Below are 13459 nucleotides of genomic sequence, written 5' to 3'. Positions count from 1 at the left end.
GATTTAAAGGGAGGACAAGACATGTTCAGATTGCTGCTTTTGACTGCCCTGATCTTACTGGGACGTGCCGTTCAGGCCGCGCCAGTGACCGGTGAGTTCGCCTCGATCGACGGGGGAACATTGGCCATTGAAGATTGGCGTGGCCAACCCGTACTGGTGGTCAATACCGCGTCACACTGCGGCTTCACCGGACAGTATGCGGCTCTACAAAAGGTGCATGAGGCGTACTCCGACAAAGGGTTGGTCGTTCTCGCGGTCCCCTCAGATTCGTTCAATCAGGAACTTGGGTCCGCCGAAGAGGTAAAACAGTTCTGCGAGATGAACTATGGGCTGACGTTACCGATGACGGATATAACGCCGGTTAAGGGAAAAGACGCCCACCCGTTTTACAAAGCCGTCGCCGCCCAGACTGGGTTCACGCCCAAATGGAACTTTAACAAGATCCTGATCGATCCAGCGGGCGAAGTGGTCGCGACCTATGGTTCAAACGTCAAACCCGATTCTCGCAAGCTTTTGTCTCAGGTCGAAGCTTTGCTGCCCTGAGCGGGTTGCCGCGAGAGTTGGACGGCAAGAATGCCAAGTGTTGTGACGCCAACCCCAACGGCATCCATTGCTCCTAACTTCTCGCCCAGTAGGATCGCCGCGATTGTGACCCCGAATACAGGGTTAAGAAAATGAAATGTTGCCGCCCTGACGGCACCTATGCGGTCCAGCAGCAGGAACCAAATCAGCGTCGCTAGCAGCCCGGGGAACAAAGTGGTATAAGTGAACGCCAGTGCCAGTGGCAGAGTCGGGCGAATGTAAATCGTTTCAAAGACAGGTGCTGCGACAAACAAGGCCGCTGAGCCAACCAACATTTGAAGCCCTACCACCATCATAAAGTTCCCGCCGGACGTCGCGCCGCGAACCGCGAGCGTGGCAAATGTCAACGCCAGTGCCCCGATACCGCAAAGCGCGACCCCGAACATATCGACGCCCGCACTGACCCGACTGCTCATGATAAGCGCAACACCTGCGAAACCTGCGAACAAACCAAGTATACCAAGAGGGCGTAGCTTTTCCTTGAAAATCAACCACCCAGCCAGCGCCACCAATAAGGGCATTGTGGATGCGATAATGGCGGCGACCGAGGCCTCGACCGTCTGCATCGCATAGAAGTTTAGACCCAAATAAAGGGCATTTTGGCAAATTCCGAACAGGATCGTTGCGCGCCACTGGTTCCGGGTCAGGTGCCAGCTTTGGCCCATTGCCCTTGCAATCATCACGCCCAGAACACCAGAGATCAGAAATCGTAGCGCCAACGAAAACAAAGGCGAGGCATCTGCAACGATAATACGCGCCGAGGTAAAGGCGGATGACCAGATCAGAGCAAATGTAAGCCCCATGGCTATGGCGCGCAGATCCATGGAGACCCCCTGTCATGTTGGGCGGACTGTTCCCGATTTTCCCACTCGCTGCAAGTTGCCTGCGCCAAAAAAGACACGCAGGTAACATGCGGTGTGATTTGTGCATGTTTTTATTGATTGATCAGCCAATAAACTATAACGGCGTGACGATCTGACCAAACAAGGGAGGTTTGTCAGTGCTTCTGGAGTACATACTATCTTTTGGCGTCCTGCTGGCATTGGGCCTGGTCGCTTTCTTCGTCGTGAAATGGTGGAACCTGCGTTGCGTTGGTGTGACACCGGTTCATCTGTTCACGTTCATCGCGATCCTGTTCACATCCGGTCTGGATGTCGGCCTGATCATGTTCCCGCTGACCGAATTCGGCGGCTATGCCGAAGACCCTGCTTATGCATTCGCCAATCCGCTGGCGATCGAGTTTGGGTTCTGGGGTTTTCTGATCTGGGCGTTCTACTTCCTGACAGCCTTCTATTTCTGCGTCATCGAGCCGCGCGTGAAGTTCTTTGAAATCCCACTGGTCAAGCTGATCAACAACGTGGTCATCATTGGCACCTGCGCTTTCACCGCCAGCCTGTTCCTGATCTATCTGCCCGGCTACTTGCCTGAAGTCGGAGACGGCGAGTCCGTCGTAACCACGTTCTACATCATCGTCTTCGTGGTTATCCTGGCGGCGGCCTATTCGTCGACTGACCTGAAATACGTACGCATCCTGTCGGTGGGTTCGACCTTCCTGTTCCTGGCTTTGATCATCGGTATGTGGGCCGCAGCAGGAATGGGCGTAACCGGGTTTGTGGAAACCGGCAGCAATATTGGTGCCTATTTCGCCAACCTGCACAAGTTTGTCCTGCCGCTGACCGACTATCACGCCTTCTACCTGTTCTGGTGGTTCGCTTGGTCGATCATGATCGGTCAGTTCACCTCGCGCTTTGTGGGCGGTCTGACCACGTGGCAATTGCTGGCGGCACTGTTGATCTTTCCGTCCATCCCGCTGGGTATCTGGTTCACGGTTCTGTACTATTACCACCTCAACGGCATCAGCACCGCTGGTATCACCAACATCGCGATGGTGATCGTTGGCGTGACCTTTGTGATCAACTCGCTCGACTCGCTGATCCGCCTGTACACAGACAACCTGAACATGACGGTTGAGCGGTTCGGTAAGGCCCCTTATGTGGCGGGCAACGTTGTGCTGCTGTTCGTCCTGACTTTGCTTTTCCAAAGCCAGTGGCTGCAAATCCAGTGGATCGGCGCGGTAGTTGTTGGTCTGTACCTCGCCTGCGTGGTCTATATCCTGATCACCAAGCGCAAAGAGGTGTTGAGCATCTATGCGATGCCTGAAGGCCGCGATCTGGACTTCCATAAGGTTGAGACGGTTCACTAATCGTCGATCAAATCACTGATCCGAGGGGCACCCCAAAGGTGCCCCTTTTTCGTTGCATCTTGGCGACCATCAGGTTTGCGCTATGCTTCACGGGGAAAGACGAAAGGTGTGCAGAGTGCTGGAAGAAAAACGCAAAGATCTTGACTCAGAGAAACAGAAGAAAATTCTGATGCGTCTGGTCGAAGCACTTAGCCAACTTGATCCTGATCTGTATTACAGACCGACTAGTGACATTGCCTTGCATCTGGAAAAGTATATTCGCGGTGACGCGAAGCTGACGTCTGACGAACGGTCGCTGATGGAGCGGTTGAGCCGCCGTGACCTGGAGGTCTTGCTGAGCTTGCATTGAGGCCAAAGAAAAAGGGCCCCCAATTGGCGGCCCTTGATCATGTCGAAAAAACGGAACTTAGCCGTTCACGCTGTCCTTCAGCGCTTTCGCGATGGTCATTTTCACAACCTTGTCGGCTTCTTTGGTGAAGGTTTCACCAGTGGCCGGGTTGCGGACCTGACGCTCGGGGCGCTCGCGGCAGTAGATTTTGCCGACGCCGGGCAGCGTCACTGCGCCACCGGCAGAAACTTCGCGGGTGATCAGGCCGGTGATGGCCTCCAGCGCCGCATTCGCGGATTTCTTGTCGGTTCCCATTTCCTCAGCGAGAGCAGCAACCAGCTGAGTCTTAGTCATAGGCTTTGCCATTTCTTGGTCTCCTTAACGTGCCCGATCTATAGGGCCTCACCGCGTAACTGTAACGGGATATTGTGGGCGAACACAACGAATAGTAGCGCTGAAACCCCTAAAAATATGGGGAAAACGTTGCTTTTTTGCGTCAGAGGAAGGCTGTTTCGTCAAAGGAACGCAATTTCCGGCTGTGTAACCGCTCAAGCGGCATGCCGCGCAAGTGCTCCATCGCCTTGATACCGATGGCCAGATGACGGCTGACCTGAGTGGTATAGAAGGACGATGCCATACCTGGCAGTTTCAGTTCACCGTGCAACGGCTTGTCCGAAACGCACAGCAAAGTGCCGTAGGGTACGCGGAAGCGATAGCCGTTTGCAGCAATGGTCGCGCTCTCCATGTCCAGCGCAATTGCGCGCGATTGGCTGAGACGCTGGACCGGGCCGGTTTGATCACGCAATTCCCAGTTGCGGTTATCGACCGAGGCCACAGTTCCTGTCCGCATGATCCGCTTCAGCTCATAGCCTTCCAACTCCGTCACTTCAGCCACGGCGCGTTCCAGCGCCACCTGAACCTCGGCCAACGGAGGAATCGGAACCCAGACAGGCAAATCGTCGTCCAGAACCTTGTCGTCACGGAGATAGGCATGGGCCAGTACAAAGTCGCCCAAGGCTTGCGTGTTACGCAACCCGGCGCAATGGCCAACCATCAACCAGGCATGAGGGCGCAGAACGGCGATATGGTCTGTTGCGGTTTTTGCGTTGGACGGGCCAACGCCGATATTCACCAGAGTGATCCCCGAACCGTCTTCCCGCTTGAGGTGATAGGTCGGCATCTGCGGCAGTTTCAGCGGTTGTTCGATCGCTGCCTCTGGGTCCGTGATCTCGGCGTTTCCGGTTGAGACAAAGCTGGTATAGCCGCTGGCGGGATCTGCCAATTGCTCGCGGGCGTAGTTTTCGAACTCTGAGACATAGAACTGATAGTTCGTGAACAGTACATGATTCTGAAAATGGCTTGCATCGGTCGCCGTGTAATGCGCCAGACGGGCCAGAGAATAATCCACGCGTTGGGCGGTAAACAGCGACAAGGGACCGACGACATCCTCGTGATCGTGTACACCGTTGACGATGTCGTCGTTGGTGGTGCTCAGATCCGGCACGTCAAACACATCGCGCAGTGTAAACGCGGCCGCGCCCTGATGTGGCACAACCAGATCTGAATTGTTTGCCACTGCGAAATGCACCGGGATGGGTGTGTCCGAGGCTGCAATCGTGACTGGCTGGCCGTGATTCTTGATCAACAAAGCGATCTGTTGGGTTAAGTAAGACCGGAACAGATCGGGCCGCGTTACGGTGGTGGCATGGACACCGGGTTCAGAAACGTGGCCAAAGCTCAGGCGGCTGTCGACCTGCGCGTATGTGGACGTTCGGATGCGAATTTCCGGGTAATAGGCTCTGTATCGTGCGGATGGGGCACCTTCCTGCATCGCTTTTGAAAAGCTGTCGCACAGGAATTCCGTGGCTTGTGTGTAAAGCTCTTCCAGACGAGCAACGGCGGCTGCCGGATCAGTGAATTGCTCTGGCGCTTGTGATTCAGGGGTCAGAAGTGTCGTCATGCCAAAGGTTCCAAAAGGTCGATTTTTTCAAAGGTGCGTACGTCCACCAGCCCGAGGTCCGAGATTCGAAGCTCTGGAATCACGACCAGCGCCAGTAGTGAGTGCTGCATATACGCGTTGTTTAATTGACAGCCGCAGTCCTGCATGGCTTGCACCATCCTATCGGCTTTGGCTGCGACCTCGGCGGCGGGGCTGTCGGACATCAGGCCAGCGATGGGCAATTCCACCAAAGCCAGTTCCTGTCCGTCTCGGAACAGGGTGATGCCACCACCCACTTCGGCCAGACGGTTGGCGGCCAAGGCCATCTGTTCCCGGTCCGTGCCGACAACGATCATGTGGTGACTGTCATGCGCCACGGTCGAGGCCATGGCCATCTTGCCCTGATAGCCGAAACCCGAGACAAATGCGTTGGTCACACCACCTGTCGCGCGGTGCCGCTCGACCAAAGCGATCTGGCAGACACCACCTTCGCCCTCGACCAGCCCACCTATGATCGGCAGTTCAGATTTCAACGCTTTGGTCGGGGCCTGGTTTTCCACCACACCGATAACATTAGCCTGCACCCGGTTCGCCCCGTCCGGGGCCTTGATCTCAAAATCGGTCGCGCTCAGATCGTGCCCCAAGTGAACGGTGTTACGTGCCTTTTCGGGCCAGTTCAAATGCGGGCAATCCACCGCAATCTTACCGTTTTCCGCAACCACTTTCCCACGGGCGATCACTGTTTCGATCGGCAAGCTCGTCAGGTCCGAGCTGAGAAGGATGTCTGCCCTGCGCCCCGGTGTCACAGACCCGATTTCACGTTCCAGCCCGAAATGTGTGGCTGTATTGATCGTTGCCATTTGCAGCGCGATCAAAGGGTCACATCCACAGGCAATGGCGTGGCGCACGACACGGTTCATATGCCCGTCATTGACCAACGTGCCCGAGTGGCAATCGTCGGTGCACAGAATGAAGTTACGCGGATCCAGCCCTTTCTCGGTCACGGCGGTGATCTGACTTTCGACATCATACCAGGCTGATCCCAAACGCATCATCGACCGCATTCCCTGCCGCACCCGGGCAATGGCGTCGGCTTCGCAGGTGCCTTCGTGATCATCCGCTGGTCCACCGGCCACATAGGCTGCAAAATCAGACCCTAAAACGGGCGAAGCGTAATGTCCGCCCACGGTTTTACCCGCCCGTTGCGTGGCTGCAATCTCGGCCAGCATTTTGGGGTCGCCATGGATCACGCCGGGAAAATTCATCATTTCACCCAGCCCGATGATACCGGGCCAGTTCATGGCTTCCGTCACATCTTCGGGCGTGATTTCATAACCGGTCGTTTCCAGCCCCGGCGCAGATGGCGCGCAGGACGGCATCTGGGTGAAGATATTGACCGGCTGCATCATGGCTTCGTCATGCATCATGCGCACACCGTCCAGACCAAGCACGTTAGCGATCTCATGCGGATCGGTGAACATGCTGGTCGTACCGTGCGGGATGACCGCGCGTGCGAATTCGGCGGGGGTGAGCATACCAGACTCGATGTGCATATGCGCGTCGCACAGGCCGGGCAGAATATAGCGGCCACGCGCGTCGATGATCTGTGTTTCCGGGCCTATGCAGTGCGAGGCGTCGGGCCCGACAAAAGCAATCCGCCCGGCTGCAATTGCAACCGAATGATCCGGCAACAGTTCGCGTGTATGTACGTTTACCCAGATTCCGCCCTGAATCACGGTGTCGGCGGCGTCGCGGCCGGCGGCAACTACGATCAATTTCGGGGCGACGTCGGGCCAGCTGGGGAAGGGTGTGTATTCCATGGCTCAACTTTCACGAATGCGCCAGCGTGTGCAACCCCGGTTCTGCGCTGTCACAAACAGATCATAAATTCCTGTTTGGCCTGCATCCATTTGCTGCGCGCCCATGGCGCCCGGCCATTGGACAGGTGCGCACTGGCCTTGGGCATGGGCGAAAGCTTACCGGGTTACGTATCTGACCCAATTTCGCGCCGAATCCAATTCGCAAAGGCCACGGCTCCGGGCGTGTCCTCGGCCTGTGGAGACAACAGCAGATAATATGCCTCAGGCATCGGCGCGCGATGTTCAAACGGCGCGACAAGCTGCCCGCGTTCGATCAGGTGGTGTGCAATGGCGTCATGCGCCAGGCACAGGCCCCCGCCCGCCATGGCTGCAGAAAGGCAAACCAGATAGGTTGTTGCATAGGTAATCGACGGATTTCCCCATGTTAGACCCTGTTCTTCTGCCCAGTTTGACCAATTGGACAGCAGATTGGAGCAATCGAACAATGGCTTTTCCTGAAGATCGTCCAGACTCACCTGATACCCTGGGGCACAGACCGGATAATAGTGTTCAGTGCGCAGCATCTCGGTCCGGGTGGTGTCCGATGGGCGCAACGAGAAACGAATCTCAACCGCAGCGCCTTCGGCCATCTCTCGCGGTTCCCAGAGTTCGGTGAAGATATTTAACTGTACATCAGGATGCTCGGCCTGAAACATCGGCAGGCGCGGGGCCAGCCAATTGACGGCAAAGCTGATGTTGCATTGCACCTGAACCGCGTTTGGCTGCGCACCGGTGACAGCCTGTGTGCCGCGCATAAGCGTCCGAAACGCTTCTCGGACCACTGGCAAATAGGTGATTCCGGCCTCGGTCAGTTCTAACGCTTTGGGGCGGCGCAGGAATAAGGGCTGCCCCAGATGGCCTTCCAACGATTTTATCTGCTGACTAACAGCGCTTTGCGTCATGTTCAGATCCCGCGCTGCGCCGGTGAAAGACAGATGCCGTGCTGCGGCCTCAAACGTGCGCAGCCAGCCCAGCGGAGGCAGTTTGTTCTGCATCAACATAACCTCGGCATAAGTTCAGCTAATGAGATAGCTTTGTTTTTTTCGTTGGTCAAACGCGCAAGTCAAATGCAGGCTTTATCCAAGGTCAGCCGCAACAGGAGCCGCCGCATGAGTGTTACCAACCTTCGCCCCAATATCGATCACTGGTCCGAGCGTGTGGATATGGCTGCCGCGTTCCGCTGGACCGCGCGGCTGAACATGCACGAGGCCGTCGCCAACCATTTCAGCCTTGCAGTGAACGAGGACGGCACGCAGTTCCTGATGAATCCCAATCAGGCGCATTTCTCGCGCATTCGCGCGTCAGACTTGTTGTTGTTGGATGCCAACGATCCTGACGTGATGTCCCAACCCGGTGCACCGGACCCCACGGCATGGGGGTTGCATGGGTCAATTCATCGCCACTGTCCGCATGCGCGCTGCGTCATGCATGTGCATTCGATCTTTGCGACTGTTCTGGCTTCGTTGGCCGACAGCACCTTGCCGCCGATCGATCAGAACACGGCAACCTTCTACAATCGCTATGTGATTGACCAAGAGTTCGGCGGGCTGGCCTTCGAAAGCGAAGGCGAACGCTGTGCCGGGATGCTGACGGACCCAAAGAAAAAGGTCATGATCATGGGCAATCATGGCGTGCTGATCATCGGCAGCGATCCTGCAGATACGTTCAACCGGCTGTATTACTTTGAACGCGCGGCCGAGACGTATATCCGCGCATTGCAAACGGGCCTGCCTCTGCGCGTTTTGTCGGATGAGATTGCCGAGAAAACCGCACAAGAACTGGACGACTACCCTGACCAGGCCAAAGCCCACCTGCGTGAGATCAAGGCGATTCTCGACGCAGAGGAATCAGACTACGCAACCTGACTGCACATCCCTAAGAGAGCATCATGACGGATATCGCCCCGGATCCCGAAACCGCCCGCTGGCACTATCACCCCGAAGGCCCCGTAGGCCTGAACCCATTGTTCAGCTGGCCACCGCGCCCCGCGGCAGTGCTGAAATGGTACAGCGGCGCGTGGTTGCAGATCACGTCCCTGACCTTGTGCATGGTTCTGGCGATAATTGCCTATGCCTTCTTTTTTCCTGCATTAGAGACTATGCAGAGCTTTGCACCCGGCTGGATGCTCCGGATCTGGCTGTTGAACATGGTGCCGCAAATCCTGGTGGCTGGGGGGCTGCATTGGTGGCTTTACATGCGAAAAGGGCAGGGCATGTACAAAAAGTTCGACCGCCGGGATCTGACGCGGAACAACGGAACGTTTACTTTCCGCAATCAGGTTTGGGACAATATCTGGTGGACGCTGGGCAGCGCCATGACGGTTGCCACTGTTTACCAGTGGATCATCTACTGGGCCATGGCCAATGGCTGGGCGCCGACGATCACCTGGGCTGAAGCTCCGGTTTGGTTTGTCGTGTGGATGATGTTCATTCCGATGTGGTCCGGCCTGCACTTTTACTGGGTGCACCGGCTTGAGCATCACCCAAAGCTCTACAAACACGTCCACGCTGTGCATCACCGCAATGTCAATATCGGGCCGTGGTCTGGGATTTCGAACCACTGGTATGAAAACCTGCTTTATTTCACCACCTACTTCATCCACCTGATTGTGCCGTCTCATCCGCTGCATCTGCTGTTTCACAGTTCATTCCAGCAGATCAGCCCGGTTCTGTCCCATTCAGGGTTCGAAAAACTGAAAGCTGGCGAGACCGAGGCCGCGCGAGCTGGGGATTTCTTCCACCAGCTTCATCACAGGTATTTCGAGTGCAACTACGGCACGTCCGAAATCCCGTTCGACAAGTGGTTCGGCACCTACCACGATGGCTCGGCTGAGGCGACAACGCGTACGCGCGCGTACAAAAAGCAGATGTACACCTGATGGTTTCGGTCTGATTACCTCAGTTTAAACCCGCTCAAACAAAGCAATGAACGCCGTGTCGTCTTTGTTGGGGCCAGCAGCAAGATCGCCATAAATACGAACTTCGGGCAGGGTCAGATTTCGAATCTGACCCTGTTCCAATTGACGCAGTTTTTCTGCGAAACCCAGTTTTTCGAAATGACGGGCATTGATCGAAAGAGCGAACTGCGCACCAGGCCGTGCGACACGCAAAAGCGCGGGAAAGACCTCGGGGCCGAGATGGCCGTGGGTGAAGGTCCCGGATGAGACGATGCCAGAATAGCTTTCACGCGGTACCGGAATACCCTGGGTCAGATCAGCTTCAATAGCGTCGCGGTAGATATCCTTGCGCATGGCCTGATCCAGCATGTCCGCGCTGATATCGGTCGCATCAATTGGCCCAACGCCTAGCCCGGACAACACTGCGCCGCAAAGGCCTGTGCCCGCGCCAATATCCAGAACCGGGCCTTGACCGCCCGCACCCACAAATGCCCGTGCGGTATGGGTGTGAAGCTGGTAATCCTCGCGCGCGGCGAAGCCGTCATCATAATCCCCGGCCCATTCCGCATAGAGGCGTTTGTGTTCATTTGGGGAGTTCAGCGCATAGGCCGAATGCAAATCGGGTTTCTTGTCGCTCATACCCAACAGAAAGCCGCATCCAAAGATTCGATTCAAGTGCGTCCATGCAGCGCTTGCATCCCGGTACACTGAGGCCCATCAAAGGGACATGACTCAGACGCTTTTCTCATTTGGCCATGGTTATTCCGCACAGGCCCTGTCCCGACATATTGCTCCGAAAGGCTGGCGCATTGTTGGCACCACACGTGACAGCGGAGGCATGGATGCTATCCGAGGCTCGGGTGCCGAGCCGTTGGTCTGGCCTGGACAGGAACCGAATCTTGATGGGGTGACGCATCTTCTGATTTCGACCGCCCCGAATGTAGAGGGTGATCCGGTTTTGGCGGCGCTGGGTGAGGAAATCGCCCGCCGCGCGGCTCAATTCGCATGGATTGGGTATTTGTCGACAACTGCCGTTTATGGCGATCATCAGGGCGGATGGGTTGACGAAGACACGCCTCCGGCTCCGACCGCCAAACGCGGCAAATGGCGCATGTTGGCCGAGCAGCAATGGTCATCTATTCCCGGCCTGCCTGTACATATCTTCCGGCTGGCTGGCATCTATGGCCCGGGCCGAGGTCCCTTTTCCAAGCTTAAACGCGGTGGGTTGCGGCGTATCATCAAGCCCGGTCAGGTGTTTTCGCGCATTCACGTGGAGGACATCGCGCAAATCCTTGAAGCCTCGATGACCAAGCCCAACCCGGGTCGCGTCTACAATGTATGTGACGATGAACCCGTCCCGCCCCAGGACGTCATCGGTTACGCCGCTGAGCTACAAGGTCTTCCCCTTCCGCCGGCGGTATCCTTTGAAGAGGCCGACCTGACGCCAATGGCGCGCAGCTTCTATAATGAGAACAAGCGTGTGCGGAACAGTCGGATCAAGGACGAGTTGGGCGTGAGATTGATCTACCCCAACTACAGGGTCGGGTTAGACGCTTTGATGAAAGGCCAATAGCACTTTAACACGCTGCTGCCTTGATCATGTCCGCCGCTTTTTCCGCAATCATGATGGTTGGCGCGTTTGTATTGCCAGACACAAGTGTTGGCATGACCGACGCGTCGACTACGCGCAGCCCTTCTATGCCATGTACGCGCAGTTCGGGATCCACCACCGCCATCGGGTCCTGCCCCATTTTGCAGGTGCCGACCGGGTGATAAATTGTATCGGCGCGGGCGCGGATGTGCCTTTCCCAATCCGCGTCGGTTTGGGCGCTATCTGTTCCGAACATCTCTTTGTGTCGGTATTTCGCCAAAGCGGGCGCTTCGAGGATGTCCCGTGTCATACGCGCCCCTTTGATCATGGTCTCAATATCCCTGTCGTCTGACAGAAAGGCCGGGTCGATGTTGGGTGTGTCCATCGGGTCAGCACTGCGCAGCCCGACTGTTCCGCGGCTGTCCGGGCGCAACTTGCAGATATGGCAACCATATCCGTATCCGTAGTGCAGTTTGCGAGCGTGATCATCGACCATTGCGATAGTGAAATGCAGCTGAATATCCGGGCGCTCGAGATCTGGACTGGTTTTCAGAAAAGCCGCGCCTTCGGCAAACGGGGTGGCAGCCATGGATACACCTGTCTTGCGCCACCTGTGAATATGTCCAAGCAGTCGGGCGGCCCCCACAGGTCCTATGCCGAACGTGTTTGTGTCTTTGCTGCGGTACGTGAGAATGAAGTCCAGATGGTCCTGCAGGTTTTGTCCAACGCCCGGCAACTCATGACGTATGGCGATTCCGTGCGGTTTCAGATCAGCTACCGCACCTATGCCGGATAGCTGTAACAGTTGCGGCGACTTCAACGCACCGGCGCACAGCAAGACTTCGCGCGTGGCTGTCACAGTGAAATCTGCGCCTTTGCCTTTTTTTTGATAGGTCACTCCGCTGGCACGTCTTCCTTCGAACGTCAGTTCTTTGACATGGGCATGTGTGACGACGGTCAGGTTGGGGCGGCTCAGTGCTGGAAACAGATACGCCGCCGCCGCAGAGCAACGCTCGCCATTCTTTGCCGGATCGTGAAACTGCGTGACCTGATAAAGCCCGACGCCTTCATTATCACCGCGATTGAAATCGTCTGTGCTGTGGTGTTGCAATTGCTCAGCGGCTTCAACAAAGGCGCGGGTTACAGGGCGCGGTTCTTTTTGGTGCGAGACATGCAGAGGTCCGCTATCGCCATGCATGTCATCTGCGCCTTGCTCGTTATTCTCAGCGCGTTTAAAATAAGGCAATACGCTGGTCCAATCCCACCCATCGCACCCCAGGTCCGCCCATCCATCATAGTCTTGTCGTTGCCCCCGGATATAAAGCATCGCATTGATCGCACTTGAACCGCCCAGGGCCTTACCACGTGGTTGATAGCCCCTGCGTCCATTCAAACCGGGCTGCGGAACGGTCTCGAAGGCCCAGTTGTTAATTCGAGGACGCCCCGGCAAAGCTGCAACAACAGCGGACGGTACCCTGACAACCATGCCATCGCCGCGACCTCCAGCCTCAAGCACACATACGCGTATGCTGGGATCTTCGCTGAGGCGATGTGCCAGTACAGATCCCGCAGAACCTCCGCCAACGATGACATAGTCGAATTGCAATACTGTGCTCCCAACTTCTTTCAGCAGTGGCCGCTGGGTCTTTGGCGTCCTGATCTAGCGGTTTGGGGAACACTGCGGGATTTTAGTAAAAAAACAATTATAACCCCAAGTCAGTTACCAGGGCCTTTAAGTTGTTGTTCCAATATTCGACCGATGCGGACCGGGGCTCGCAATGGCTTTTGGGGTGTCGATGATCCTCTGCGCACCGCGATTCCGCCTCTGAGGCTCGTTTCGCCTAGTTTCTCAGGTTTCCTAAGCGCTCAAAGTACGTCTGCGAGATTGATTTATTAACGTAATATGTTGTTTTAATTAATGAACTGAAGAAAACGATGGGAAATGTGAAGTTTTTTCAAAATGGGGGTTGCAGGTCCCAGACCTAATCCGTAAATACCCCTTCACTGGCGCTGCTGAGGCGCTGGGACGCTGCGGAAGCGGCGGTGACACATCGGAGAGAC

13 protein-coding genes are annotated in these 13459 nt (G+C 56.2%); 6 read left to right on the top strand and 7 right to left on the bottom strand.

What is annotated here, in order from left to right; translation table 11 throughout:
• The first annotated feature begins 21 nt into the window (after window positions 1-21).
• A complete protein-coding gene (locus tag GS636_RS13950; protein ID WP_171669954.1) occupies window positions 22-543 on the top strand; it encodes a glutathione peroxidase in 522 nt (173 codons plus the stop codon).
• Here GS636_RS13950 and GS636_RS13945 read toward each other — a convergent pair.
• Window positions 519-1406 carry a DMT family transporter gene (locus GS636_RS13945; RefSeq protein ID WP_171105750.1) on the bottom strand — a complete coding sequence of 296 codons (888 nt, stop codon included), beginning with the start codon at window positions 1404-1406 and terminating at the stop codon, window positions 519-521. The two genes, GS636_RS13950 and GS636_RS13945, sit on opposite strands and share 25 nt — an antisense overlap.
• Before the next feature lie 182 nt (window positions 1407-1588).
• Here GS636_RS13945 and GS636_RS13940 point away from each other — a divergent pair, with 182 nt between their 5' ends.
• Both GS636_RS13940 and GS636_RS13935 read left to right on the top strand, forming a co-directional pair.
• Window positions 1589-2785 (top strand): BCCT family transporter, encoded by a 1197-nt coding sequence (locus tag GS636_RS13940; protein ID WP_171670248.1) that lies wholly within the window; start codon window positions 1589-1591, stop codon window positions 2783-2785.
• Window positions 2786-2900: 115 nt separating this feature from the next.
• Window positions 2901-3134 (top strand): hypothetical protein, encoded by a 234-nt coding sequence (locus GS636_RS13935; protein WP_171092684.1) that lies wholly within the window; start codon window positions 2901-2903, stop codon window positions 3132-3134.
• 57 nt (window positions 3135-3191) lie between these two features.
• Here GS636_RS13935 and GS636_RS13930 read toward each other — a convergent pair whose 3' ends face one another.
• From GS636_RS13930 to GS636_RS13915, 4 genes are all read right to left on the bottom strand, one after another.
• Complete coding sequence (locus GS636_RS13930) at window positions 3192-3479, bottom strand: HU family DNA-binding protein (protein ID WP_068347305.1); 288 nt, start codon at window positions 3477-3479, stop codon at window positions 3192-3194.
• A 130-nt stretch (window positions 3480-3609) separates the two neighbouring features.
• A complete protein-coding gene (locus GS636_RS13925; protein WP_171669951.1) occupies window positions 3610-5073 on the bottom strand; it encodes an AMP nucleosidase in 1464 nt (487 codons plus the stop codon).
• A complete protein-coding gene (ade, locus tag GS636_RS13920; protein WP_171669949.1) occupies window positions 5070-6872 on the bottom strand; it encodes an adenine deaminase in 1803 nt (600 codons plus the stop codon). The genes GS636_RS13925 and ade overlap by 4 nt, the downstream gene beginning before the upstream one ends.
• Window positions 6873-7036: 164 nt before the next feature.
• Window positions 7037-7906, bottom strand: coding sequence for a LysR family transcriptional regulator (locus tag GS636_RS13915; RefSeq protein ID WP_171669947.1), 870 nt, complete (start codon window positions 7904-7906; stop codon window positions 7037-7039).
• 114 nt (window positions 7907-8020) lie between these two features.
• Here GS636_RS13915 and GS636_RS13910 point away from each other — a divergent pair, with 114 nt between their 5' ends.
• Both GS636_RS13910 and GS636_RS13905 read left to right on the top strand, forming a co-directional pair.
• Window positions 8021-8776 carry a class II aldolase and adducin N-terminal domain-containing protein gene (locus GS636_RS13910; protein WP_171669946.1) on the top strand — a complete coding sequence of 252 codons (756 nt, stop codon included), beginning with the start codon at window positions 8021-8023 and terminating at the stop codon, window positions 8774-8776.
• A gap of 23 nt (window positions 8777-8799) precedes the next feature.
• On the top strand, window positions 8800-9789 hold the full coding sequence (locus GS636_RS13905) for a sterol desaturase family protein (protein ID WP_171669945.1): 990 nt from the start codon (window positions 8800-8802) through the stop codon (window positions 9787-9789).
• A 24-nt stretch (window positions 9790-9813) separates the two neighbouring features.
• Here the strand turns inward: GS636_RS13905 and GS636_RS13900 are convergent, their stop codons facing one another.
• A complete protein-coding gene (locus GS636_RS13900; RefSeq protein WP_171669944.1) occupies window positions 9814-10446 on the bottom strand; it encodes a class I SAM-dependent methyltransferase in 633 nt (210 codons plus the stop codon).
• 88 nt (window positions 10447-10534) lie between these two features.
• Between GS636_RS13900 and GS636_RS13895 the strand changes: the two genes are divergently transcribed.
• Complete coding sequence (locus GS636_RS13895) at window positions 10535-11380, top strand: SDR family oxidoreductase (protein ID WP_171669941.1); 846 nt, start codon at window positions 10535-10537, stop codon at window positions 11378-11380.
• Window positions 11381-11384: 4 nt separating this feature from the next.
• On the opposite strand, the gene GS636_RS13890 is transcribed toward GS636_RS13895, so the two are convergent.
• Complete coding sequence (locus GS636_RS13890; RefSeq protein ID WP_171669939.1) at window positions 11385-13004, bottom strand: GMC family oxidoreductase; 1620 nt, start codon at window positions 13002-13004, stop codon at window positions 11385-11387.
• Window positions 13005-13459 lie beyond the last annotated feature (455 nt).

It is taken from the genome of Ruegeria sp. HKCCD4884 (genome assembly GCF_013110855.1).
In the GTDB taxonomy this organism is placed as follows: Bacteria; Pseudomonadota; Alphaproteobacteria; order Rhodobacterales; family Rhodobacteraceae; genus Ruegeria.
This window is presented reverse-complemented; position numbering and strand designations above follow the sequence as displayed.

Excerpts from the sequence above, each read along its gene's own strand:
- GS636_RS13950 (WP_171669954.1), top strand. The coding sequence starts at position 22 with ATGTTCAGATTGCTGCTTTTGACTGCCCTGATCTTACTGGGACGTGCC.
- GS636_RS13945 (WP_171105750.1), bottom strand. The coding sequence starts at position 1,406 with ATGGATCTGCGCGCCATAGCCATGGGGCTTACATTTGCTCTGATCTGG.
- GS636_RS13930 (WP_068347305.1), bottom strand. The coding sequence starts at position 3,479 with ATGGCAAAGCCTATGACTAAGACTCAGCTGGTTGCTGCTCTCGCTGAG.
- GS636_RS13925 (WP_171669951.1), bottom strand. The coding sequence starts at position 5,073 with ATGACGACACTTCTGACCCCTGAATCACAAGCGCCAGAGCAATTCACT.
- ade (WP_171669949.1), bottom strand. The coding sequence starts at position 6,872 with ATGGAATACACACCCTTCCCCAGCTGGCCCGACGTCGCCCCGAAATTG.
- GS636_RS13915 (WP_171669947.1), bottom strand. The coding sequence starts at position 7,906 with ATGCAGAACAAACTGCCTCCGCTGGGCTGGCTGCGCACGTTTGAGGCC.
- GS636_RS13910 (WP_171669946.1), top strand. The coding sequence starts at position 8,021 with ATGAGTGTTACCAACCTTCGCCCCAATATCGATCACTGGTCCGAGCGT.
- GS636_RS13905 (WP_171669945.1), top strand. The coding sequence starts at position 8,800 with ATGACGGATATCGCCCCGGATCCCGAAACCGCCCGCTGGCACTATCAC.
- GS636_RS13900 (WP_171669944.1), bottom strand. The coding sequence starts at position 10,446 with ATGAGCGACAAGAAACCCGATTTGCATTCGGCCTATGCGCTGAACTCC.
- GS636_RS13895 (WP_171669941.1), top strand. The coding sequence starts at position 10,535 with ATGACTCAGACGCTTTTCTCATTTGGCCATGGTTATTCCGCACAGGCC.